Here is a 21,377-nt window from a genome sequence, read left to right on the forward strand (position 1 = left end):
CAGCAGCCCCAAACTACTCAGCGCAACGCGTAATCCAGTACAACTCCGATAAACACCAGCATCCCCGCCCAGTGGTTGTGCAGAAATGCCTTGAAGCACGATTCCCGGTCCAGCTTGCGCGTTGACCAGTATTCCCAGGCAAAGCACGCCGCCGCACCCAGCAACCCAAGGTGGAACCAGCCACCCAGGTCGAAGCGACTACCGGCCAGCAACAGGCAGCCCAGCGACAGCAACTGCAGGGTCAGGATGATGCTGCGATCAGCGTCGCCGAACAGGATCGCAGTGGATTTCACACCAATTTTCAGGTCGTCATCGCGGTCGACCATGGCGTAATAGGTGTCATAACCCACCGTCCACAGCAGGTTGGCGATATACAGCAGCCAGGCGCCGGCCGGCAATTCACCGCCAGCGGCTGTGAAAGCCATGGGAATGCCCCACGAATACGCCGCCCCCAGCACCACCTGCGGGTAGTAGGTGTAGCGCTTCATGAACGGGTAGCAGAACGCCAAGGCCACCGCCCCGAACGACAGCCAGACGGTGCGGCTGTTGGTGCACAGCACCAGCAGGAAACTCACCCCGACCAGAATCGCGAACAGTGTCAGCGCCTCGCGTGGCCGCACCCGGCCACTGGCCAGGGGGCGGTCGGCGGTCCGCTTGACATGGCCGTCAACCTTGCGGTCGGCAAAGTCGTTGATGCAGCAGCCGGCGGCGCGCATCAGCACCACACCAAGGCCGAAGATGAGCACATTGGCCAGGGTGGGTGACCCATTGCCGGCAATCCACACTGCCGACAGGGTCGGCCACAACAGCAGGTAGATGCCTATCGGCCGGTCCATGCGGCTGAGCTGGACGAAGTCCCAGGCCCGTGGATGCAGGCGGTTGAGCGACTTGAGCAGTTGCAGGTACATCAGCGGTTTTCCTCCTTGGCCGCTTGCCACAATGCCGGCAGAAACACTTCTGCCACCAGCAGGTCCAGGCCGTTGCGCTCGAAGCGCGAGCGGCGGCCCCACAGCGCCGCATGTGCAGCTTCGGACGGCAGCCAGGCCTGTGGATAAGTGCACACTTCGAGTGGATGACGGATGAACGCCTGGTCGCAGAACAGCAGCTCGCCCAGCGAGCGGCTGCCCAAGGATTCCAGGTCCAGACCGCCACGTTCCAGGGCGCTGCGGCTGGCCACGCTGCGGGCGAATACCCAAGGTTGGCCATGGCCGCGCAGGTACACTTCGCGCACCCAGCCTTCGGCGCCAGCAGCGATGCCCAGCGCTTGGCATTCGTCATCGCGCAGCGGCTGCCAGCCCTCGAACAGCGGGGTGACGGAAAAGTGATCGATGGACAGACGGGTCAGGCGGCGGGTCAGCGAGCCCTCGTCGAACAGCCAGTCAAGGGTAGGCTGGTCGATGTCGGTCGCCAGCTGTGAATACGGCAGCCACGCGACAGCGGCTGCTTGCGGGGATTCGTACGACACGTCGGTATGCTTTGTTACAGCCAGAGAGGCGGCGAGCTTAGCATGATTGCCCCAACTGCTTGCATACTGCCGGCAGGGCCGCTACAAAGCCCCCACGCATTGCGCGCTGGCCCCATTCGCGGGCAAGCCCGCCCGGCCTGCGCGGTCACTGTAGGCGCGGGCTTGCCCGCCAAGAGGCCATCAGCCGCAACACAAGCCCCAGCCCGAACCGAGGAAATAGACCTGATGAAAAAGTGGCAATGTATTGTCTGTGGCCTGATCTACGACGAAGCCGAAGGCTGGCCCGACGACGGCATCGCCCCCGGCACCCGTTGGGAGGATGTGCCTGAGGACTGGCTGTGCCCCGACTGTGGCGTCGGCAAAAGCGACTTTGAAATGATCTCCATCGGTTAATCGAGGAAAGCACGACATGACGTCCCCTGTGGTAATCATCGGTACCGGCCTTGCGGGCTACAACCTGGCCCGTGAATTTCGCAAGCTCGATACGCAGACGCCGCTGTTGCTGATCACCGCCGACGATGGTCGTTCGTACTCCAAGCCGATGCTTTCCATGGGCTTTGCCAAGCAGAAGGACGCCGACGGCCTGTGCATGGCTGAGGCGGGTGCCATGGCCGAGCAATTGAACGCCGAGGTCCGCACCCATACCCGCATCAGCGGCATCGACCCGGGCCACAAGCGGCTGTGGATCGGCGAAGAAGCCGTGGAATACCGCGATCTGGTGCTGGCCTGGGGGGCGCAGACCGTGCAGGTGCCGATCGAGGGTGATGGCGGCCATCTGGTATTCCCGATCAACGATCTGGAGGACTACGCGCGCTTCCGTGCTGCCGCCGCGGGCAAGCAGCGTGTCCTGATCCTCGGCGCCGGCCTGATCGGCTGCGAATTCGCAAACGACATGAGCCTGGGTGGTTTCAAGGTCGACGTTGTGGCGCCGTGTGAACAGGTCATGCCGACCCTGCTGCACCCGGCCGCCGCGGCGGCTGTACAGGGTGGGCTGGAGGGGCTGGGAGTACGCTTTCACTTGGGGCCGGTGCTGACCCGCCTGCAGCAGGTGACCCAAGGCCTGGAGGCGCACCTGTCGGATGGCAGCGTGATTGCCTGCGACCTGGTGGTTTCGGCCATCGGCCTGCGCCCACGTACCGACCTGGCTGCCGCAGCTGGGCTGCAGACCAATCGAGGTGTAAGCGTAGACCGCGAGCTACGTACATCACACGCCAACATCTTCGCCCTTGGCGACTGTGCCGAAGTCGATGGCATCAACCTGCTGTACGTGATGCCGCTGATGAGCTGTGCCCGGGCGTTGGCGCAAACCCTGGCCGGCAAGCCGACGGTAGTTTCCTACGGGCCGATGCCTATCACCGTGAAAACCCCGGCCTGTCCGCTGGTCGTCTCGCCAGCGCCACAGGGTTGCGAAGGCACCTGGCAGGTAGAGGGGCAGGGCAGTGACCTCAAGGTGCTTTGCCTTGATGCCGACGGCAAGTTGCTGGGCTACGCCCTGACCGGAGCGGCGGTGATGGATAAGCTGGCGCTGAATCGTCAGTTACCAGCGGTTATGGCGTAAATAGCGGCTGTTCTGTCGGATTTATCCTGTTGTTGCCTGCACAATGGCCGCCCAGATACTGGCGCGGCCCCTGAGCTCGTGCCATTCTCACTCCCGTCTGCCGCAGATTAGAGCCTGCGGTGCCTTGAGCGCTGCTCCCAGAGGCAGCACGGCATAACAACAAGAATTCCGTCAAAGAGGCTTCACTATGCGCAAACCAGAACTCGCCGCCGTCATCGCCGATAAGGCTGATCTGACCAAGGAAAAGGCCAATCAGGTTTTGAACGCGATTCTCGACAGCATCACCGGTGCCCTGGACAAGGACACCGTGACCCTGGTCGGTTTCGGCACCTTCGAAAAACGTCATCGCGGCGCGCGTACCGGCAAGAACCCGCAAACTGGGGAACCGGTCAAGATCAAGGCCAGCAATACCGTGGCCTTCAAGCCTGGCAAGAACCTGCGCGACAGCGTTAACGCCCCCGCCAAGCCAGCCAAGAAAGGCAAGTGATCGCTCCCTGACAACCCCAGTGTCGGCCAAGCGGGCGCCTCAAGGCGCCCGTTGTGCTTTCTGCAGGCAAAATGTTTCGAATTTGCATAAATAGTTCTGGAAAAGGATAAACTGCGCGCCTTAGTCACTTTTCATTCGAGGCGCGTTGATGAAGTTCCGCTTTCTTCTCTGGGCCATGGGGCTGTTGATGGCCAGGGCCAGCCGTAATAACCCCGCATTCCAGCAGCAGCTCAAGGGCAAGGACCTGGTGTTCCAGATGCAGACCCTGGACGGCAAGGTCGCCCGACACTTCATCGTCAACAACGAGCGCATCAGCAGCAAGGGCGGCGCGCACCCACAGCCGGCGTTCGCCATTGCCTTCAGGGACGCCGCTTATGGCTTCGCCACCATGCAGGCGGGTAACAAGCAGCTGGCGTTCATGCAGGGGATTCAGGAAAAGCACATCCAGATCAAGGGCAATCCGGCGCTGGTGATGTGGTTCCAAGGGTTGATGAAATACCTGAAACCCAAGAAGAAAGGCTGAAACCCGACGGGGATGCCCATGCTTTACCTGTGGGAGCGGGCGTGCCCGCGAAACAAGCGACGCGGTGCATGGCACCGGCTTCGCCGGTGTTCGCGGGCAAGCCCGCTCCCACAGTCCAATCGCGCCAGCTCTTAGAAATTGAGCAAGACAGTTGCTGCCACAGACTATGTGTTAATGCTTAATGCGGTGCGTGGAACTGCGAAGCCAGCTCACGCAACAGGTTCTCGGCTTCGAGCACCTTGTTCACCACATCCTCAGCCTTGTCCCGGGTAATGCTCAGGCGTTCCAACAGCTCGTCAGGAATCTCTTCCTGCGGCCCTGAGCCTATACCTCGCGAGCGCAGCAGGCGGGTGGCCAGGCACACCAAGTTGGGGAACGCGAAATATTCGCCGTCGTAGGCTGGGTCGTGCTGAAAGCGCAAGGCAGTCGACAGCTCTTCTGGCATGTCCCACAGCTTCATCAGCCAGGCACCGATCTGTTCGCGGCTGATGCCCAGCAAGTGTTGTTCCACATAGGTGTGGTTCAAATGCGGGTTGACCTCAAGGTGGCGGCAAATCAGCGAAAAATGCGGTGGGAACACGTGCGCCAGCAGCAGGTAGCCAAAGTTGTGCAGTAGCCCGGCCAGGTAAGTCAGCCCGGCCTCGGGGCGTTCTGCGCGCGGCATGGCGCGGGTCAGGCCTTCGATGATCGCGGCGGTGTAGATCGATTGTTGCCAGTAGGGCGTGGCCTGCTGCGGGTGGTCTTTGGGCAGGCTCAAGGTCTTGCCCAGCGCCAGGCCCAAGGCCAGGTTGATCACCAGGTCGAAACCCAGCACACGCACGATGGCGTCTTCCACCGAGCGGATCTTGCCCGGTGATCCATAGTAGGGCGATGCAGCCCAGCTCACCACCTGCGCCGCCAGCGCCGGGTCGGTTTCGACCACGCCGGTGATGTCGTCGATGCTGGCGTTGGGATCTACCCGCAGCTTGATGATCTTCTGCGCGGTGTCGGCGAGCGGTGGAATTTCGATGGTTTCTTCCAGGCGTTTCTGAATGCGTCGGGCAGTGAAGGCCTGGACCGCATCGGTGATTTCCCGGGTGTCGTCATCGGGGCGGTCGAGATTGGGGCTGATCGCTTCGACTTGCTGGCCAAAGCTGCTGGCGCTGGCCTTGGCCAGCATGCGCTTGAAGTGTGCGCGTTCGATTTCCAGCAACAGGCCGGCTTCGCCTGACTGGATAAAGACAGTTTCGGCGTCGAGCAGGCTCTTTTCGTACTGACATGGCGAGCTGGTCAGTGCCGGGATGCCCGGCAGGGCCTTGAGGTGGTGCTTGTCGAGCATCTGCTTCAGGCGCGGCACCGACACCGCGGTCAGCTTGCGCCCGGTCAGCTCGGCCAGGCGGTTGAGGTCCAGCAGGTGGCTCTGCGGGAACAGCACCATGAGGGCGCCGACCTCGTCGTCGAGAAGGACAGCCTGCACCCGCGAAGCCGCAGGCAGGTGCGAGTGCTCGACCACCTGGCGGTAGGGCACGCCGAGCTTGTCGAGCAGCAGCCTGATGACGGAGGGGGCGTGTGGGGTTGCGGTGTCCAGGGCAACTTCAGTCATGGTCCGTATCCACTGTTTCTTTTAAACGCGAAGTATAACCAGCCTGCGAGCAAATCTGGATCCATTCTGGGACTGGCGTCACACTTGGCCATATTGTTGGCCGTGGCGCAGCCAGCGGTCCAGCAGCGGGCTGACGTGTTCCGGCCAGCGTGATACCAAGGCTTGGGCCGCGTCGCGCACGGCCGGCAGCAGGTCGGCGTCGCGCATCAGGTCGGCGACCTTGAACTGCAGTAGACCGGTCTGGCGGGTGCCGAGCATCTCGCCCGGGCCACGCAGTTCAAGGTCTTTTTCGGCGATGATGAAGCCGTCGTTGGTCTCGCGCATGATCCCCAAGCGCTCGCGGCCGATCTGCGACAGCGGCGGGTGGTACAGCAGCACGCAATGGCTCACGGCACTGCCTCGGCCTACCCGGCCGCGCAGCTGGTGCAACTGTGCAAGGCCCAGGCGCTCAGGGTTCTCGATGATCATCAGGCTGGCGTTGGGCACGTCCACGCCCACCTCGATGACCGTGGTCGCGACCAGAAGCTGCAGGTTGCCAGCCTTGAACTCGGCCATGATCTCGGCTTTTTCCGCCGGTTTCATGCGCCCGTGGATCAACCCCACCCTCAGCTCGCCTAGCGCGCTGCCAAGCTCCTCGTAGGTGCTTTCGGCGGCCTGGCAGGTGAGTTCTTCGGACTCTTCGATCAGCGTGCATACCCAATAGGCCTGGCGCCCCTCGGCGCAGGCGGCGCGTACCCGCTCGACCACTTCGAAGCGGCGGCTGTCGGCCACCAGCACGGTGTTCACCGGCGTACGGCCTGGCGGCAATTCGTCGAGCACCGAGGTGTCCAGGTCGGCGTAGGCGCTCATGGCCAGCGTGCGCGGAATAGGTGTGGCGGTCATGATCAACTGGTGCGGGCACAGTTCGCCGGCCACACCCTTCTTGCGCAGGGCCAGGCGCTGCTGCACGCCGAACCGGTGCTGTTCGTCGATGATCGCAAGGGCCAGGTGCTTGAACCTTACCTCTTCCTGGAACAGCGCGTGGGTGCCGACCACCATGGGTGCGCCGTTGGCGATCTGCTCCAGGGAGGCGGCCCGGGCCTTGCCCTTGAGTTTGCCGGCTAGCCAGGCGACTTCGATGCCCAGCGGTTCCAGCCAGCGCTTGAAGGTAATGTAGTGCTGCTCGGCGAGGATCTCGGTGGGTGCCATCAATGCCACCTGGTAGCCAGCCTCCAGCGCCTGCAGCGCCGCCAGTGCAGCGACCACGGTCTTGCCGGCACCCACGTCGCCCTGCACCAGGCGCATCATCGGTTCGTGTTGGCTAAGGTCGTAGGCAATTTCGTTGGCTACCCGCTGCTGCGCGCCGGTCGGCTGGAAGCCCAGGTTAGCCAGGTATTGCGCCTGCAGGCGCGTGGCCTTGGGCAGTACCGGCGCACGCAGGCTGCGCAGGCTTTCGCGCAGGCGTTGCTGCGACAGCTGATGGGTCAGCAACTCTTCGAAGGCCAGGCGGTGTTGAGCCCAGTGCTGGCCTTCGGCGAGCTCATCGAGGTCAGCGTCGGCCGGCGGGTTGTGCAGGTAGCGGATGGCTTCGTCCAAGGGTGCCAGCTGGTAGTCCCGGGCAAGTTCGTCAGGCAGCCAGTCGGGCAGGCTACGCGGGCCAAGCAGCGCAAGGCTCTGCTGGCACAACAGGCGCAGGCGTTGCTGGGTAAGGCCTTCGGTGGACGGGTAGATCGGCGTCAGGGTCTGCTCCACCGGCGGTGGTGGCTCGTTGCCGTTCAGCGCACGGTACTCCGGATGGTAGATTTCCAGGCCCGAAGCGCCGGGGCGGGCTTCTCCGTAGCAGCGCAGGTGGGTGCCCCGCTTCAGGCTCTCCTTCTGCGCGTTGCTGAAGTGGTAGAAGCGCAATGTCAGCACACCGCTGCCGTCGCCCAGGCGCACCACCAGGCTGCGGCGCTTGCCCATGGTCACATCGGCACCACTGACCACACCCTCGATAACCGCATCCTGGCCGGGACGCAGTTGGCCGATTGGCACCACGCGCGTACGGTCCTGGTAGCGCAGGGGCAGGTGGAACAACACGTCCTGCAGGTTTTCCAGGCCGACCTTGGCGAGTTTCTCCGCCATCGCCTCGCCCACGCCTTTCAGTACTGTGACCGGGACCTTCGACAACTCACTCATGACTCAGGCCGGTTGTTCCGCAGGGTTTTTGGCGACCGAGCACAGGCGGATCGAATCGGCGAGGATCTCGATGGCCTTTGGCCGCGGGAAGCTGGCGCGCCAGGCGATGGCGACCGTGCGGAACGGTGCCGGTGCCGTCAGCGGGCGCACTTCGATGACGCCGGGGGCATAGTGATGGCTGTGCACTGCCGACAGCGGCAGGATCGATACGCCAAGGCCGGAAGCCACCATGTGACGGATGGTTTCCAGCGAGCTGGACTCGACCGTGGTGTGCCTTGAGCCTTCACCCCCTTTGTTCAGGGTAGGGCAGGCTTCCAGTACCTGGTCACGGAAGCAGTGGCCCTCACCAAGCAGCAGCAGGCTCTTGTCGTTGAGCATGGCGGTGTCGATGGTCTTCTTCGCCGTCCATGGGTGGTCGGCAGGCATCAGGGCGCAGAACGGTTCGTCGTATAGCGGTAGCGTCAGCACGTCGGCTTCGTTGAACGGCAGGGCGATGATCACCGCGTCCAGTTCGCCGTTGCGCAGCTTTTCGCGCAGTACGTGGGTGAAGTTTTCTTCGATGTACAGCGGCATTTGCGGCGCTACGCGGTGCAGCTGCGGGATCAGGTGCGGGAACAGGTAGGGGCCGACGGTGTAGATAGCGCCAACCTTGAGCGGAGCGGTCAGCTGATTTTTGCCGGCCTGGGCCAGCTCGCGAATGCCTTGGGCCTGCTCCAGTACCTTCTGCGCTTGGGCGACGATGTTTTCGCCGACCGGGGTCAGACGTACTGCGCTTTTGCTGCGCTCGAAGATCAGAACGCCAAGCTCGTCCTCGAGCTTCTTCACACCGACCGACAGGGTGGGTTGGCTCACGTGACAGCGCTCGGCGGCATGGCCGAAGTGCTGTTCCTGGGCGAGTGTGACGATGTAGCGTAATTCTGTGAGGGTCATAACGTGCGTCCATGAAGTTGCGAGCCCAGCATAGCGGCTGCAATCGATAGACGCACGTTATCAGACTTGCCGAATTGTGACAGAAACAAAAGTCTTAGCGGCGGTCCAGTGAGTAGACGAACGGTGCCACGACTTCAATCGTGCCATTGTTCAGCAACTCGGGCGGCGGCTTGGGTACCGTGCCGGCCCGACGGATCATTTCCAGGGTCGCCCGGTCCAGTGCGGCACTGCCCGAGCCACCGGCCATCGAGTACGACACGACCTTGCCTTCGGCGTCGACCACGAAGCGCAGGCGGTTCATGCCTTGCAGGCCACGACGGCGCGCGTCTTCCGGGTAACGCTTGTACTTGGCAAGGTGGCGCAGCAGGTCGCTCTGCCAGGTTGGCAGGGCGTTGCTGTTGGACGCAATGCTCGGTGCCGGTGCCGCGGACTTCTGCGGTGGCGAGTTGCTGGGCGGTGCGTCCACCGTTTGCTCGGTAGGTGGTGCTTCCTTCGGCGGCTCAGGCTTTTTCTCGGGCTTGGGCGGCTGGGGCTTGGCCTTTGGCTTGGGCGGCTTGGGGATGGCGATCTTGGGCTTGGGCGCTTCTGCCAGCTTCGGCAACGGTGGTTCCTCGACCGGTGCCGGTGGCTGCGGAGCTGCCTTTGGGGGGGGTGGTGGCGCAGGCTCCGGCAACGGTGCCAGTTCGACCATCATCGCTGCCGGGGGCAGTTCGATGGCCTGTGGTACCGACCAGTTGAGCGTCAGCAGCACGGCGACCACGTGCACACCCAGCACGATCGCCAGGCTGCCACCGTAGCGCGCCATGTTAGAGCGCGTTTTCATCATTTCTTGGCTGCCGTCTCGAGACCTACCAGACCGACTTTCAGGTAGCCGGCCGCGCGCATGTTGTTCATCACCTCCATCAGGTCGCCGTAATCCACGCCTTTGTCAGCCTGGAAGAAGATGGTGGTTTCCTTGTCACCCTTGGTCTTGGCGTCGAGCATCGGGCCAAGCTGGTCGGGTGCAGCAACCTGATCGTCGCCGACATACAGCTTCTGGTCGGCCTTGACGCTGACGAACACCGGTTTCTCCGGCCTTGGCGCCGGTTTGGCGGTGGAGGCCGGCAGGTCGACCTTGATGTCGACCGTGGCCAAGGGGGCGGCGACCATGAAGATGATCAGCAGCACCAGCATCACGTCGATGAACGGCGTAACGTTGATTTCGTGGTTTTCGGCGAGGTCGTCGCCACCTTCGTTGAGATGCAGGCCCATGGCTTACCCCACTTTCACCATGTGCGGGGCGGCGCGCTCGCTACCCTGGTGGTCCAGATCACGGCTGACCAGCAGCAGTACCTGGGCGGAGGCATCGGACACCTGCGCCTTGTAACCGGCAATGGAGCGGGCGAAGACGTTGTAGATGACCACGGCCGGGATTGCCGCGACCAGGCCCAGAGCAGTGGCCAGCAGCGCTTCGGCGATACCTGGGGCAACGACGGCCAGGTTGGTGGTCTGGGTCTTGGCGATGCCGATGAAGCTGTTCATGATGCCCCATACGGTACCGAACAGGCCAACGAACGGCGCAGTGGAGCCGATGGTTGCGAGGACGCCGGTGCCGCTGCTCATGGTACGGCCGCTGGCATGCACCAGGCGCTCCAGACGGAAGCTGACGCGCTCCTTGATGCCTTCTTTTTCGCGGGCGTTAGTCGAAAGGCGCATCTCTTCGAGGGCATCGTGGACCAGGGTATGGGCCAGGGTGCCTTCCTTGTTGGAAACCTCGCTGGCTTCCTTCAGGGTGGTGGACTTCTTCAGCTGGGCGATTTCACCCCGCAGGCGGCGCTTGGCGCCCATCAGCTCGAAGCCTTTGGCAATCCAGATGGTCCAGGTGATGATGGAGGCGATGGCCAGGCCGATCATGACGATCTTCACCACGATGTCGGCGTTCTTGTACATGCCCCATGGGGACAGGTCATGGGCCATGCCCAGCGAGGTGTCTTCGACCAGGGCTTGAACGCTTGGGTCTGCTGCGGCCGTTGTATCTGCCGGGTTGGTGGCAGTGGCACCAGGCGCCGGCGCATCGACCGGGGCAGCAGCGGGTGCGGCCGGGGCAGTAGCAGCGGCAGGTGTGGCGCTGTTGGTGGTTGGCTCATCGGCCATGGCCACCGGGGCCAGCACCAGGCTGAGTGTCAGCGCGGCGATGGCGCGCCAGGCGCGCGACGGGGTTGGCGAAGCGGAAGGTTGAGTACGTGTCATGCTGGCCGGACCTGATGAAGAAAAAGTGAACGTTCTCCAAGGCCTCGATGTAGGCCGAGAACAATTTGGCGGCCATTATTGCAAGTAATTCTTGTTAACAAAAGTAATATTGTAGCTTTTTTCGCCTATGGTCTAGCCGCCCATCGTGTAGCGTGGCCAGGCTGATCAATTGGTCTAGGGAGTTTAGAGATGTCAGACCTTTCCGTGATGGTGGTGGGTTGTGGTGATGTGGGTGGGCGTCTGGCCAAGCAGATGTTGGCTAAAGGCTGGCAGGTGAGCGGCCTGCGCCGTTCTGTTGGTCAGCTGCCCGCAGGGGTTCAGCCGGTTGCCGCAGATTTGGCCGAACCGTCGATACCGCAGTCCTGGCCACAGGGCCCGCTGGACTACCTGGTGTACTGCGTGGCGGCCAGCCAGCACGATGAGGCGGGTTACCAAGCAGCCTATGTCGATGGTTTGCGCCATGTGTTGGCCTGGTTGGCCGAGCGTGGCCAGCGCCCGCGTCGGCTGCTGTTCATCTCAAGCAGCAGTGTGTATGCGCAGAAAGGCGGCGAGTGGATAGAGGAGGGCGCTGCCACCGAGCCTGAGGGCTATTCCGGGCGTGTGATGCTGGAGGCTGAACGGTTGGCACTGGCCAGCGGGATCCCGGCGAGCGTGGTCCGCCTGACCGGTATCTATGGCCCAGGGCGTGAGTGGTTGCTGAGCCAGGTGCGTCAGGGTTACCGCGTTGCCGAGGAGCCACCGCTGTATGGCAATCGCATTCATGCCGAAGATGCCGCCAGCCTGCTGGCGTTTCTGCTGCAGGCCGATGCTGATGGCAAGGCTCTGGACGACTGCTACATTGGCGTCGATGACGACCCGGCGCCGCTGGCCGATGTGGTGGCCTGGCTACGGGCGTACATGGGGGTTACCGAATGGTCCGATGAGCAGCGGGTGCGGCGTACTGGCAGCAAGCGCTGCAGCAATGCCCGGGCGCGGGCGCTCGGCTGGGCGCCTGAGTATCCGAGCTACAAGGAAGGCTACGCCGCGATCCTGGCAGGAAAAGCCTAGCTGGCAAGTGGCGCGATGCCTTGTGGGAGCAACTGTCTTGCTCAATTTCTAAAAGCTGGCGCGATCCCTGTGGGAGCGGGCTTGCCCGCGAACACGGGCGAAGCCCGTGCCATCCACCGCGGTGTCTTCTTCGCGGGTAACCCCGCTCCTACAGGAACCGCGCATCATCTCAGCTGCGCTCCAGCGCCCATTGACGCTTGCCCGCTGCCAGCTCTGGCATTTCATCCGGCTGGGCACGGTTCACTGCCTGGAAAATCTCCAGCTTGTCACCATCGCGCTTGATGATGAACGGTGCGCCACGCTGGTTGCGCTCCAGCCACAGGCTGTCATTGTTGCCACCCATGGTCGCGCAATCACCTGCCAGGCACAGGGCGAAGCGGTCCGGCCCCGGTAGGCCGGTGACGTTGCCGGTATCGCTGAAGCGTACACTGGCACCTTTGCCTTGGCCGTCGACGATCTTCCAGTCACCACCCAGGTAGGCCTGGTAAAGCGCCTTCTCGAAGCTGCTGCCCAGTGGTGCATTGGCTGCCGCCGGTGTCTTGGCGCGCACGAAGGTTTGCTTGGTGCCGTTCTGGTCGACGGCCAGCAGCTCGTCGCCATCGAGCGAAAGCTGCTCGGTCTGGCCGCCTTGGAAACGGGCCTGCCATTGCTTTTCATTGGCGCTCAGCTGGCCGTCAGCGGCCTCGAAACCATTGCTATAGCTAGCTTGCTGATTGGCCACGTCGAGCTTCCACTCGAACACTGGGCCGTGCTCATTCAGCGCCTGGCGCAGGCTGCCGGCTTTGACCGCCGCAGTGATGGCTTCCTGGTTGATCCAGATGCCGTTGAAATCTTCGGGTTTGTGGCTGGTGCAGCCGCCCAGTAGCAGGGCTGCCAGCGCGAAGGGCAGTGCTTGACGCATGACGGGGTAACCTTGCAGAGGAAGGAGGGTGACGGGCAGGGCCCGTCACCAGGGCATCATTCGATGACCAGGATGGCGTCCATTTCGACCTGGGCGCCTTTCGGCAGCGCGGCAACGCCGATGGCGGCGCGGGCCGGGTAGGGCTGTTCGAAGTAGCGGCCCATCACCTCATTTACCTTGGCGAAGTGGCTCAGGTCTGTGAGGAAGATGTTCAGTTTCACGATGTCCTTGAACGAACCGCCAGCAGCTTCAGCCACGGCCTTGAGGTTCTCGAACACCTGCACGGTCTGGGCTTCGAAGCCTTCGACCAGTTCCATGGTCTTCGGGTCCAGAGGGATTTGGCCCGACATGTACACGGTGTTGCCGGCCTTGATCGCCTGCGAGTAGGTGCCGATGGCGGCAGGGGCCTTGTCGCTGTTGATGACGGTTTTGCTCATGATGACTCCTTGCGGTTGGCGGACTACGTACGCATGCGGGTGATGCGGACCACACCGGTCAGGGTACGCAGCTTCTTGATCACACGCGCCAGGTGCACGCGGTCGTGCACGCTGACCACCAGTTGGACCACGCTGATACGGCCGTCGCGTTCGTCCATGCTGATCTTCTCAATGTTGCCGTCGGCGGCGTTGACGCTGCTGGCCAGCAGGGCGATCAGCCCCCGCTGGTGTTCCAGTTCGACACGCAGTTCGACATTGAACTCGCCAGTGATGTCCTTGGCCCAGGAGAGTTGCACGCACTTTTCGGGGTTGTGGCGGATTTCACTGATGTTGCGGCAGTTTTCCAGGTGCACGACCATGCCTTTGCCGGCCGACAGGTGGCCGACAATCGGGTCACCCGGGATCGGCGTGCAGCACTTGGCGTAGCTCAGCACCAGGCCTTCGGTACCGCGGATCGCCAGCGGGCCTTCTGGCGCCGGCAACTGTTCCCCTTCGGCCGACAGCAGGCGGCGCGCGACCACGTAGGCCATGCGGTTGCCCAGGCCGATGTCTTCGAGCAGGTCTTCTATCAGCTCCAGGCGGTACTCGGCGAGAATAGACTCGATGCGTTCCTGGGGGATTTTCTCCAGGCTGCTGTCAAAGCCAGTGAGCACCTTGTTCAGCAGGCGCTCGCCCAGGCTGATGGATTCGGAACGGCGCTGTTGCTTGAGCGCGTGGCGGATATTCGTGCGTGCCTTGCCTGAGACCACAAAGTTGAGCCAGGCCGGGTTGGGCCGAGCGCCCGGGGCGCTGACGATTTCCACTGTCGAGCCGCTTTGCAGCGGTTCGGACAGCGGCGCCAGGCGGCGGTTGATGCGGCACGCGATGCAACTGTTGCCAACGTCGGTGTGCACCGCGTAGGCGAAGTCGACGGCCGTGGAGCCTTTGGGCAACTCCATGATCCGGCCTTTGGGCGTGAACACGTAGACCTCGTCCGGGAACAGGTCGATCTTCACGCTCTCGATGAATTCCAGGGAGTTGCCGGCACGTTGCTGCAGTTCGAGGATACCCTTGACCCACTGGCGGGCACGCGCGTGGCTGCCCTTGGGCTGCTCGTCGTCGTTTGACTTGTACAGCCAGTGCGCGGCGATGCCGTTGTTGGCCATCTCTTCCATTTCGCGGGTGCGGATCTGGATTTCGATGGGCACGCCGTGCATGCCGAACAGGGTCGTGTGCAACGACTGGTAGCCATTGGCCTTGGGGATCGCGATGTAATCCTTGAAGCGTCCGGGCAGCGGCTTGTACAGGTTGTGCACGGCGCCGAGCACGCGGTAGCAGGTGTCAACCTTGTCGACAATGATGCGGAAGGCATACACGTCCATGATCTCGTTGAAGGCACGGCGCTTGCCGCGCATCTTCTTGTAGATGCCATAGAGGTGTTTCTGCCGACCGCTGACCTCGCCCTCGATGCCGTCGGCGGACAGGCAGTTGGCCAGCGAGTGCTCGATCTTGGCGACGATTTCTTTGCGGTTGCCGCGTGCGCTCTTCACTGCTCGATGAATCAGCGACGAGCGCATCGGGTGCATGGCCTTGAAGCCAAGGTCTTCGAACTCCACGCGCACGGTGTGCATCCCCAGGCGGTTGGCGATGGGGGCGTAGATCTCGAGGGTTTCCTTGGCGATGCGCCGGCGTTTTTCGCCAGACAGCACTTCCAGGGTGCGCATGTTGTGCAGGCGGTCGGCCAACTTGACCAGGATCACGCGGATATCGCGGGCCATGGCCATGGCCATCTTCTGGAAGTTTTCCGCCTGTGCCTCGGCCTTGGTCTCGAAATTCATCTGGGTCAGCTTGCTGACCCCATCGACCAGTTCGGCCACGGTCTCGCCAAACTGCTGGCTGAGGGCTTCCTTGGCGATGCCGGTGTCTTCGATCACATCGTGCAGCATGGCCGCCATCAGGCTCTGATGGTCCATGTGCATGTCGGCGAGGATGCTGGCCACGGCCAGCGGGTGGGTCACGTAGGGCTCGCCACTGCGGCGGCGTTGCCCATCGTGAGCCTGTTCGGCGTAGAAATAGGCACGCCGAACCAGGTTGACCTGTTCGGGGCCAAGATAGGTCGACAGCCGTTCGGCCAAGGCTTCTATACCCGGCATGGGTTCACCTCCTGCCGAGGAAGAGGGCCTTGCGCCGTACGACGTCGACCTGGCATCAATCAGACAGCCTCGTTGTTCTCGTCCTCGAACGCGGCGAACACCGGATCCTCGGTGACGATCTCTTCAGCGGCGATGAACTCGTTGGTGACGATGCCTTCGGCAATTTCACGCAGGGCAACAACGGTTGGCTTGTCGTTTTCCCACGCAACGCGTGGCTCTTTGCCGCCGGTCGCCAGCTGGCGAGCGCGCTTGGTCGAGAGCATGACCAGCTCAAAGCGGTTATCCACGTGTTCCAGGCAGTCTTCAACAGTTACGCGGGCCATGGTCTTCCTCAGTAGCAATTGCGGTGGGCGTGCAGCCCATTAATGGGCAGGCGGACTCGATAGTATAAAAATTCACCAGCCAATAGGGAAGCGCTGTTTTGCCGGGCGGTACCTGCAAACCCTGCGATGCCTTCTTCGCGGGTGAACCCGCTCCTACAGGGACCGCGTAGCTTGTCGCGGCGGGTTTACCCGCGAAAGGGCCGGAACAGACACCCTCAGTGCATGAGCTTGACGATAACCTCAGAGCATCGCGTCACGCAACCGCGGGGTCAGCTCTTCGAACAAGGTCTGCACCGAGCGCAACGCCCGGCAATCCGGCCGGGTCAGCAACCACAGCTGAGTGTCGCAGCCGGGCAGGGGACCGCTGAGAGCATCCACCCCAGGCAGCGCATGCACCATGTAGTCCGGCAGTGCTGCCACGCCCAGGCCGGCCATTACCAACTGGGCGATGGTCGACATGCTGCTGCACTGGTAGCGCGGGCTCAGGCCCGGGTGTTGTTGGTTGCGCCAGACCACCGTAGGGTGGTCCTGCATCGAGTCGTCTGGTGCGATCCACGGCACGCTGGCGGGGGACTCGCTCAGGCGCTCGCGCCACTGTGGCTGGCCGCAGACTACATAGGAGGTCGAACCCAGGTTGCGGCCAACCAGGTGCTCCGGAGGTGTGTTGGTCAGGCGCAGGGCGATGTCGGCGTCGCGCCGGCTGAGGTTGGCGAAGGTATTGGAGGTGCCCATCTCCAGCGACAAAGCCGGGTAGTTGGACATGAACTCGGCCAGCGCCGGCAGCAACAGGCTGTGCATCACCGCCTCTGTGCAGGTCAGGCGCACCGTGCCGCTGACCACCTGCTCGCCACTGGTCATGGCAATGCGCGCCGCTTCCAGCGCCTGCTCGGCACGTTCGGCCTGCTCGGCCAAGGCCTGTGCGGTGTCAGTCGGCAGATAGCCCTTTCGGCTCTTGACGAACAAAGCAGTGCCCAGCGCTGACTCCAATCGGCGGATCGAGCGGAATACGGTCGAAACGTCGACTTTGAGCAGTTCGGCGGCTTTGGCCAGCGAGCGGCCACGTTCCAGTGCCAGGACCAGAGAGAGGTCTGCGTGGGTTATCTGATATTGCATTGATGCACGCTCTGCTTGCCAAATTGCCAATGTCTGTTGCGTCTGGGCCATTTTATAGTGAAACGGCCCCCCGGAATCAATGCGCCCGGTCGGGTAACCAGTCCCCACGATGGGAAAGTGAAAAGAACAACAGCTGCAACCATCGTCGCCCGTGAGGCGCCAGCCGTATCCCCACATCGCCGCAGCACATCAAAGGATGTACACCATGACGTCGGTAACCCCGTGCGCCAGTTCTTCCAGCGAGATGAATGACTTCCTCCAGGCCCATCCGGACACGCAGTACGTAGACCTGCTGATCTCCGACATGAATGGCGTGGTACGTGGCAAGCGCATCGAGCGGGCCAGCCTGCACAAGGTGTACGAGAAGGGCATCAACCTGCCCGCATCGCTGTTCGCCCTTGATATCAACGGTTCCACTGTCGAAAGCACCGGCCTTGGCCTGGACATCGGCGACGCCGACCGTATCTGCTTCCCGATCCCCGGCACGCTGTCGGACGAGCCGTGGCAGAAGCGCCCCACCGCCCAGCTGCTGATGACCATGCACGAGCTGGATGGCCAGCCGTTCTTCGCCGACCCGCGTGAAGTGCTGCGCCAGGTGGTGAGCAAGTTCGACGACCTGGGCCTGGATATTTGCGCCGCGTTCGAGCTGGAGTTCTACCTGATCGACCAGGACAACCTCAACGGCCGCCCGCAGCCGCCGCGCTCGCCGATCTCCGGCAAGCGCCCGCAGTCGACCCAGGTGTACCTGATCGACGACCTCGACGAGTACGCCGACTGCTTGCAGGACATGCTCGAAGCAGCCAAGGAACAGGGCCTGCCTGCCGACGCCATCGTCAAGGAAAGCGCCCCAGCGCAGTTCGAGGTCAACTTGCACCACGTGGCGGATCCGCTGAAGGCCTGCGACTATGCGATCCTGCTCAAGCGCCTGATCAAGAACGTCGCCTACGACCATGAAATGGACACCACCTTCATGGCCAAGCCCTACCCGGGCCAGGCAGGCAACGGCCTGCATGTGCACATTTCATTGCTGGACAAGAAAACCGGCAAGAACATCTTCGCCAGTGACGATCCGCTGCAAAGCGATACGCTGCGCCACGCCATTGGTGGCGTGCTGGAAACCATGCCGGCGTCGATGGCCTTCCTGTGCCCCAACATCAACTCCTACCGCCGCTTCGGTGCGCAGTTCTACGTGCCCAATGCGCCGAGCTGGGGCTTGGACAACCGCACCGTGGCCGTACGCGTGCCCACCGACAGCAGCGACAATGTGCGCCTTGAGCACCGTGTAGCCGGCGCCGATGCCAACCCGTACCTGATGCTCGCGGCGATCCTTGCCGGCGTTCACCATGGCCTGACCAACAAGGTCGAGCCCGAGGCGCCGATCGAAGGCAACTCCTACGAGCAGCTGGAGCAAAGCCTGCCGAACAACCTGCGCGATGCCCTGCGCGCGCTGGATGACAGCGAAGTCCTCAACCAATACATCAGCCCGGACTACATCGATATCTTCGTGGCCTGCAAGGAAAGCGAACTGGCCGAGTTCGAAGTGTCGATTTCCGACCTCGAGTACAACTGGTACCTGCACACGGTGTAAGCCCATGAGCGCAAATGCGGTCCCTTTGATCGGTGTCAGCGCCTGCCGTCAGCAGGTAGGGAAAAACTCCTCGCACACGGTCGGCGACAAGTATGTCGAGGCCGCCGGCTTTGCCGGCTTGCCACTGATCTTGCCGGCCCGTGATGGCGGCAGCGACACGCAAGCGCTGCTGGCCCGCTTGCACGGCATTGTTTTTACCGGCTCGCCTTCAAATATCGAGCCGCATCATTACAATGGCGCCCCCAGTGTGGCGGGTACCCGGCATGATCTGGCGCGTGATCGCCTGACCCTGCCGCTGCTGCAGGCAGCCATTGCCGTCGGTGTGCCCGTATTCTGCATCTGCCGAGGCTACCAGGAGCTGAACGTGGCCCTTGGCGGCAGCCTGCACCAGCGTGTGCAGGAGCTGCCAGGCTACCTTGACCACCGCGAACCCGAGGATGCCCCCCTGGAGGTGCAATACAGCCCTCGTCACTCGGTCAGTATCGAGCCTGGCGGGTTGTTCGAGCGCCTGGGCCTGGCGGCGCAGTTCGAGGTCAATTCGCTGCACAGCCAGGGCATCGACCGTCTGGCCCCAGGCCTGCGCGTCGAGGCACGGGCCCCGGATGGCCTGATCGAGGCGGTGTCCATGCCTGCGGCACCGGGCTTTGTGCTCGGGGTGCAGTGGCACCCGGAGTGGCGCTTCAACGAAAACCCGGTTTCGCTGCGTCTGTTTCAGGCGTTTCGCGAGGCCTGCAATGCCTACGCAGCACGGGAGGGCTCACGGCAGGAATGATTCTGGCGTCAGCCGAAGGTCTCGGATGACTCGTCCCCGATAGCAAGCTTTCAATGAGTGAAAGCGAGCCTTGTACCCAAGGCTTGTTAAAACAATTCCAAAATTTACGGCAAATACTCATGAGCAATTACACAGAAGCCGGCCGCCCACCCGATGTGGCGGCCGACGCGGGCAACACTCAGCGCAGCAAAGGCCTGGCCAAGGGCCGCTTGGGCCTGCTGGCCAGCGTGGTGCTGGGCATTTCCACCATCGCCCCGGTCTATACCCTGACCGGGGCCCTTGGCCCGACCGTGCGTGAGGTGGGCGCCCACCTGCCGGCCGTGTTCATCGTGGGCTTCCTGCCGATGCTGCTGGTTGCCCTGGGCTATCGCGAGCTGAACTCGGCGGAGCCGGACAGCGGGACTTCGTTTACCTGGTCGGCGCGTGCATTCGGCCCGATGATCGGCTGGATCGGCGGCTGGGGACTGGTGGTTGCCACCACGATCGTGCTGTCGAACCTGGCAGGTGTGGCGGTGGACTTCTTCTACCTGTTCCTTGGCCAGATCACCGGCAAGCATGAGCTGGCAGCGTTGGCCGACAACCTGTTGATCAACATCGTTACCTGTTGCGTGTTCATTGGTTTGGCAGTGTGGATCTGCTGTCGGGGTATCGCCACCACAATGACTGTGCAGTACGGCTTGGTGGCCCTGCAGTTGCTGGTGTTGATCGGCTTTGCTTTCGCCGCTTTCGGCGGCACCACCGCGCCGCCACCGCTGGCGTTCGATTTCGCCTGGTTCAACCCGTTCGGTGTCGAGTCGTTCTCGGCCTTTGCCGCTGGCCTGTCACTGTCGATCTTCATCTTCTGGGGCTGGGACACTTGCTTGACCGTCAGTGAAGAATCGGTGGGTAGCGAAGAGGTGCCGGGCAAGGCCGCTACCTGGACCGTGATGTTGATTCTCGGCCTGTACCTGTTCACCGCCATCGCGACCCTGCAGTTTGCCGGTATCAGTGAAACGGGTCTGGGCCTGAACAACCCGCGCATCCAGGAGAACGTCTTTGCCCACCTGGCCGGCCCGGTCATGGGGCCGCTGGCGATCCTGATGTCCATCGCTGTGCTGGCCAGTACGGCGGCGTCGCTGCAGTCCACCTTCGTGGCGCCGGCGCGCACCCTGTTGGCCATGGGTTATTACGGCGCGGTGCCGCAGAAGTTCGCCAGCGTCTGCCCGCGCTCGCAAACGCCGCGCTATGCCACCATCTGCGCCGGCCTGGCCGCAGGCCTGTTCTACGTGACCATGCGTACGCTGAGCGAGAACGTGCTGGCAGATACCATCACGGCATTGGGCATGATGATCTGCTTCTACTATTCGCTGACCGCGTTTGCCTGCGTCTGGTATTTCCGCGGCAGCCTGTTCGACAGCCTGCGCCACTTCATCATGCGCGGCCTGTGCCCGCTGGTGGGTGGGGTGATCTTGTCGGTGATCTTCGTGCGTACCGCCATCGACAGTGCGTCGCCGGACTTTGGCAGCGGCTCGCATGTGGGCGGTCTGGGGCTGGTGTTCGTGATTGCCGCGATCATCTCGGTGCTTGGTATCGGCCTGATGATGCTGTCGCGCATGCGTGCGCCGGCGTACTTCCTCGGGGCTACCCTGCGTCAGCAGGCTACCTTGCCACTGCAGGAATAAACCAATGGGGCCGCTCTGCGGCCCTTCGCGGGCACGCCCGCTCCCACAGGCCGGTGCTCAGCCTCAGCCCAGCGCGGTATCGAGAAACATCATCACCGCAAACCCACCCATCAACCCTAGGATCGACGTTGTGTCCTACAGGTATGAACTGCAGATGGTCATGGTGGGGCAGCAGGACCTGGCACGGGTAATGGACTGGCGGCAGTGCTGGGCATCAAGGTCGAACCGGCGCTGGAAGCCCTAAAAGTCGCCGTCCACATCTAAAGCCTGGCGCAGTCCTTGCGGGAGCGGCCTTGTGTCGCGAAAAGGCTGCACAGCAGCCCCGGGATNTTCGCGGCCCTTTCGCGACACAAGGCCGCTCCCACTCGGATCGCGCCAGCTTTTAGAAATTGAGCAAGACAGTTGCTCCCAAAGGTGCGGCACAAGCCTCAAGGCAGTGATTAACCCGTGGGAGCGGGCGTGCCCGCGAAGG

General features: G+C 62.8%; 21 protein-coding genes. 8 read left to right on the forward strand and 13 right to left on the reverse strand.

The genetic code is table 11. From position 1 onward, the window contains the following. Nucleotides 1-17 precede the first annotated feature (17 nt). Both ubiA and ACTJJN_RS13370 read right to left on the reverse strand, forming a co-directional pair. The gene (ubiA, locus tag ACTJJN_RS13365; RefSeq protein ID WP_004575206.1) at nt 18-908 is read right to left on the reverse strand and encodes a 4-hydroxybenzoate octaprenyltransferase; all 891 of its coding nucleotides are present in this window, start codon (nt 906-908) and stop codon (nt 18-20) included. Continuing rightward, entirely contained in the window at nt 908-1,465 is a 558-nt protein-coding gene (locus ACTJJN_RS13370; RefSeq protein ID WP_012054112.1) for a chorismate--pyruvate lyase family protein, read from the reverse strand. The genes ubiA and ACTJJN_RS13370 overlap by 1 nt, the downstream gene beginning before the upstream one ends. A gap of 225 nt (nt 1,466-1,690) precedes the next feature. Here ACTJJN_RS13370 and ACTJJN_RS13375 point away from each other — a divergent pair, with 225 nt between their 5' ends. The 4 genes from ACTJJN_RS13375 to ACTJJN_RS13390 all read left to right on the forward strand — a co-directional run bounded on the left by ACTJJN_RS13375 (nt 1,691) and on the right by ACTJJN_RS13390 (nt 4,033). Continuing rightward, complete coding sequence (locus tag ACTJJN_RS13375; RefSeq protein ID WP_003253349.1) at nt 1,691-1,858, forward strand: rubredoxin; 168 nt, start codon at nt 1,691-1,693, stop codon at nt 1,856-1,858. A gap of 16 nt (nt 1,859-1,874) precedes the next feature. Next, nucleotides 1,875-3,023 carry an NAD(P)/FAD-dependent oxidoreductase gene (locus ACTJJN_RS13380; RefSeq protein ID WP_088512619.1) on the forward strand — a complete coding sequence of 383 codons (1,149 nt, stop codon included), beginning with the start codon at nt 1,875-1,877 and terminating at the stop codon, nt 3,021-3,023. A gap of 187 nt (nt 3,024-3,210) precedes the next feature. After that, nucleotides 3,211-3,510, forward strand: coding sequence for an HU family DNA-binding protein (locus ACTJJN_RS13385; RefSeq protein ID WP_003253355.1), 300 nt, complete (start codon nt 3,211-3,213; stop codon nt 3,508-3,510). A gap of 148 nt (nt 3,511-3,658) precedes the next feature. Further along, nucleotides 3,659-4,033, forward strand: coding sequence for a helicase (locus tag ACTJJN_RS13390; protein ID WP_161773576.1), 375 nt, complete (start codon nt 3,659-3,661; stop codon nt 4,031-4,033). 178 nt (nt 4,034-4,211) lie between these two features. Here the strand turns inward: ACTJJN_RS13390 and ACTJJN_RS13395 are convergent, their stop codons facing one another. The 6 genes from ACTJJN_RS13395 to exbB form a co-directional block, all read right to left on the reverse strand. Beyond that, nucleotides 4,212-5,615, reverse strand: a complete 1,404-nt coding sequence (locus ACTJJN_RS13395) for an aminoacyl-tRNA deacylase and HDOD domain-containing protein (RefSeq protein WP_012054109.1) — start codon at nt 5,613-5,615, stop codon at nt 4,212-4,214. Between the two features lie 78 nt (nt 5,616-5,693). Beyond that, the gene (gene recG / locus ACTJJN_RS13400) at nt 5,694-7,772 is read right to left on the reverse strand and encodes an ATP-dependent DNA helicase RecG (protein WP_012054108.1); all 2,079 of its coding nucleotides are present in this window, start codon (nt 7,770-7,772) and stop codon (nt 5,694-5,696) included. Nucleotides 7,773-7,775: 3 nt separating this feature from the next. Beyond that, nucleotides 7,776-8,702: a hydrogen peroxide-inducible genes activator gene (locus tag ACTJJN_RS13405; RefSeq protein ID WP_003253362.1), complete on the reverse strand. Its 927-nt coding sequence runs from the start codon at nt 8,700-8,702 to the stop codon at nt 7,776-7,778. A 94-nt stretch (nt 8,703-8,796) separates the two neighbouring features. Further along, the gene (locus ACTJJN_RS13410) at nt 8,797-9,528 is read right to left on the reverse strand and encodes an energy transducer TonB (protein ID WP_010955804.1); all 732 of its coding nucleotides are present in this window, start codon (nt 9,526-9,528) and stop codon (nt 8,797-8,799) included. Next, nucleotides 9,525-9,953: a TonB system transport protein ExbD gene (exbD, locus tag ACTJJN_RS13415; RefSeq protein WP_003253367.1), complete on the reverse strand. Its 429-nt coding sequence runs from the start codon at nt 9,951-9,953 to the stop codon at nt 9,525-9,527. The genes ACTJJN_RS13410 and exbD overlap by 4 nt, the downstream gene beginning before the upstream one ends. Nucleotides 9,954-9,956: 3 nt before the next feature. Beyond that, entirely contained in the window at nt 9,957-10,931 is a 975-nt protein-coding gene (exbB, locus tag ACTJJN_RS13420; protein ID WP_012054107.1) for a tonB-system energizer ExbB, read from the reverse strand. Nucleotides 10,932-11,120: 189 nt separating this feature from the next. On the opposite strand from exbB, the gene ACTJJN_RS13425 reads away from it, so the two are divergent. Continuing rightward, complete coding sequence (locus ACTJJN_RS13425; protein WP_012054106.1) at nt 11,121-11,978, forward strand: SDR family oxidoreductase; 858 nt, start codon at nt 11,121-11,123, stop codon at nt 11,976-11,978. A gap of 169 nt (nt 11,979-12,147) precedes the next feature. On the opposite strand, the gene ACTJJN_RS13430 is transcribed toward ACTJJN_RS13425, so the two are convergent. From ACTJJN_RS13430 to ACTJJN_RS13450, 5 genes are all read right to left on the reverse strand, one after another. Next, nucleotides 12,148-12,879 carry a hypothetical protein gene (locus ACTJJN_RS13430; RefSeq protein ID WP_012054105.1) on the reverse strand — a complete coding sequence of 244 codons (732 nt, stop codon included), beginning with the start codon at nt 12,877-12,879 and terminating at the stop codon, nt 12,148-12,150. 56 nt (nt 12,880-12,935) lie between these two features. Continuing rightward, nucleotides 12,936-13,316, reverse strand: a complete 381-nt coding sequence (locus tag ACTJJN_RS13435; RefSeq protein WP_009684531.1) for a RidA family protein — start codon at nt 13,314-13,316, stop codon at nt 12,936-12,938. A 23-nt stretch (nt 13,317-13,339) separates the two neighbouring features. After that, on the reverse strand, nt 13,340-15,448 hold the full coding sequence (spoT, locus tag ACTJJN_RS13440) for a bifunctional GTP diphosphokinase/guanosine-3',5'-bis pyrophosphate 3'-pyrophosphohydrolase (protein WP_003253381.1): 2,109 nt from the start codon (nt 15,446-15,448) through the stop codon (nt 13,340-13,342). A gap of 59 nt (nt 15,449-15,507) precedes the next feature. Continuing rightward, a complete protein-coding gene (rpoZ, locus tag ACTJJN_RS13445; protein WP_003253383.1) occupies nt 15,508-15,771 on the reverse strand; it encodes a DNA-directed RNA polymerase subunit omega in 264 nt (87 codons plus the stop codon). A gap of 240 nt (nt 15,772-16,011) precedes the next feature. Then, complete coding sequence (locus ACTJJN_RS13450) at nt 16,012-16,884, reverse strand: LysR family transcriptional regulator (protein ID WP_003253385.1); 873 nt, start codon at nt 16,882-16,884, stop codon at nt 16,012-16,014. A 205-nt stretch (nt 16,885-17,089) separates the two neighbouring features. On the opposite strand from ACTJJN_RS13450, the gene ACTJJN_RS13455 reads away from it, so the two are divergent. The 3 genes from ACTJJN_RS13455 (at nt 17,090) to ACTJJN_RS13465 (ending at nt 20,905) form a co-directional block, all read left to right on the forward strand. Continuing rightward, nucleotides 17,090-18,472 (forward strand): glutamine synthetase family protein, encoded by a 1,383-nt coding sequence (locus ACTJJN_RS13455; protein WP_003253387.1) that lies wholly within the window; start codon nt 17,090-17,092, stop codon nt 18,470-18,472. Nucleotides 18,473-18,476: 4 nt separating this feature from the next. Then, nucleotides 18,477-19,244, forward strand: coding sequence for a gamma-glutamyl-gamma-aminobutyrate hydrolase family protein (locus ACTJJN_RS13460; RefSeq protein ID WP_012054103.1), 768 nt, complete (start codon nt 18,477-18,479; stop codon nt 19,242-19,244). 119 nt (nt 19,245-19,363) lie between these two features. Continuing rightward, nucleotides 19,364-20,905 carry an APC family permease gene (locus tag ACTJJN_RS13465; protein WP_003253391.1) on the forward strand — a complete coding sequence of 514 codons (1,542 nt, stop codon included), beginning with the start codon at nt 19,364-19,366 and terminating at the stop codon, nt 20,903-20,905. Nucleotides 20,906-21,377 lie beyond the last annotated feature (472 nt).

The organism is Pseudomonas sp. 22515 (assembly GCF_052044625.1).
GTDB classification, from domain to species: Bacteria; Pseudomonadota; Gammaproteobacteria; order Pseudomonadales; family Pseudomonadaceae; genus Aquipseudomonas; species Aquipseudomonas alloputida.

Excerpts from the sequence above, each read along its gene's own strand:
- ubiA (WP_004575206.1), bottom strand. The coding sequence starts at position 908 with ATGTACCTGCAACTGCTCAAGTCGCTCAACCGCCTGCATCCACGGGCC.
- ACTJJN_RS13375 (WP_003253349.1), top strand. The coding sequence starts at position 1,691 with ATGAAAAAGTGGCAATGTATTGTCTGTGGCCTGATCTACGACGAAGCC.
- ACTJJN_RS13380 (WP_088512619.1), top strand. The coding sequence starts at position 1,875 with ATGACGTCCCCTGTGGTAATCATCGGTACCGGCCTTGCGGGCTACAAC.
- ACTJJN_RS13385 (WP_003253355.1), top strand. The coding sequence starts at position 3,211 with ATGCGCAAACCAGAACTCGCCGCCGTCATCGCCGATAAGGCTGATCTG.
- ACTJJN_RS13390 (WP_161773576.1), top strand. The coding sequence starts at position 3,659 with ATGAAGTTCCGCTTTCTTCTCTGGGCCATGGGGCTGTTGATGGCCAGG.
- ACTJJN_RS13395 (WP_012054109.1), bottom strand. The coding sequence starts at position 5,615 with ATGACTGAAGTTGCCCTGGACACCGCAACCCCACACGCCCCCTCCGTC.
- recG (WP_012054108.1), bottom strand. The coding sequence starts at position 7,772 with ATGAGTGAGTTGTCGAAGGTCCCGGTCACAGTACTGAAAGGCGTGGGC.
- ACTJJN_RS13405 (WP_003253362.1), bottom strand. The coding sequence starts at position 8,702 with ATGACCCTCACAGAATTACGCTACATCGTCACACTCGCCCAGGAACAG.
- ACTJJN_RS13410 (WP_010955804.1), bottom strand. The coding sequence starts at position 9,528 with ATGATGAAAACGCGCTCTAACATGGCGCGCTACGGTGGCAGCCTGGCG.
- exbD (WP_003253367.1), bottom strand. The coding sequence starts at position 9,953 with ATGGGCCTGCATCTCAACGAAGGTGGCGACGACCTCGCCGAAAACCAC.
- exbB (WP_012054107.1), bottom strand. The coding sequence starts at position 10,931 with ATGACACGTACTCAACCTTCCGCTTCGCCAACCCCGTCGCGCGCCTGG.
- ACTJJN_RS13425 (WP_012054106.1), top strand. The coding sequence starts at position 11,121 with ATGTCAGACCTTTCCGTGATGGTGGTGGGTTGTGGTGATGTGGGTGGG.
- ACTJJN_RS13430 (WP_012054105.1), bottom strand. The coding sequence starts at position 12,879 with ATGCGTCAAGCACTGCCCTTCGCGCTGGCAGCCCTGCTACTGGGCGGC.
- ACTJJN_RS13435 (WP_009684531.1), bottom strand. The coding sequence starts at position 13,316 with ATGAGCAAAACCGTCATCAACAGCGACAAGGCCCCTGCCGCCATCGGC.
- spoT (WP_003253381.1), bottom strand. The coding sequence starts at position 15,448 with ATGCCGGGTATAGAAGCCTTGGCCGAACGGCTGTCGACCTATCTTGGC.
- rpoZ (WP_003253383.1), bottom strand. The coding sequence starts at position 15,771 with ATGGCCCGCGTAACTGTTGAAGACTGCCTGGAACACGTGGATAACCGC.
- ACTJJN_RS13450 (WP_003253385.1), bottom strand. The coding sequence starts at position 16,884 with ATGCAATATCAGATAACCCACGCAGACCTCTCTCTGGTCCTGGCACTG.
- ACTJJN_RS13455 (WP_003253387.1), top strand. The coding sequence starts at position 17,090 with ATGACGTCGGTAACCCCGTGCGCCAGTTCTTCCAGCGAGATGAATGAC.
- ACTJJN_RS13460 (WP_012054103.1), top strand. The coding sequence starts at position 18,477 with ATGAGCGCAAATGCGGTCCCTTTGATCGGTGTCAGCGCCTGCCGTCAG.
- ACTJJN_RS13465 (WP_003253391.1), top strand. The coding sequence starts at position 19,364 with ATGAGCAATTACACAGAAGCCGGCCGCCCACCCGATGTGGCGGCCGAC.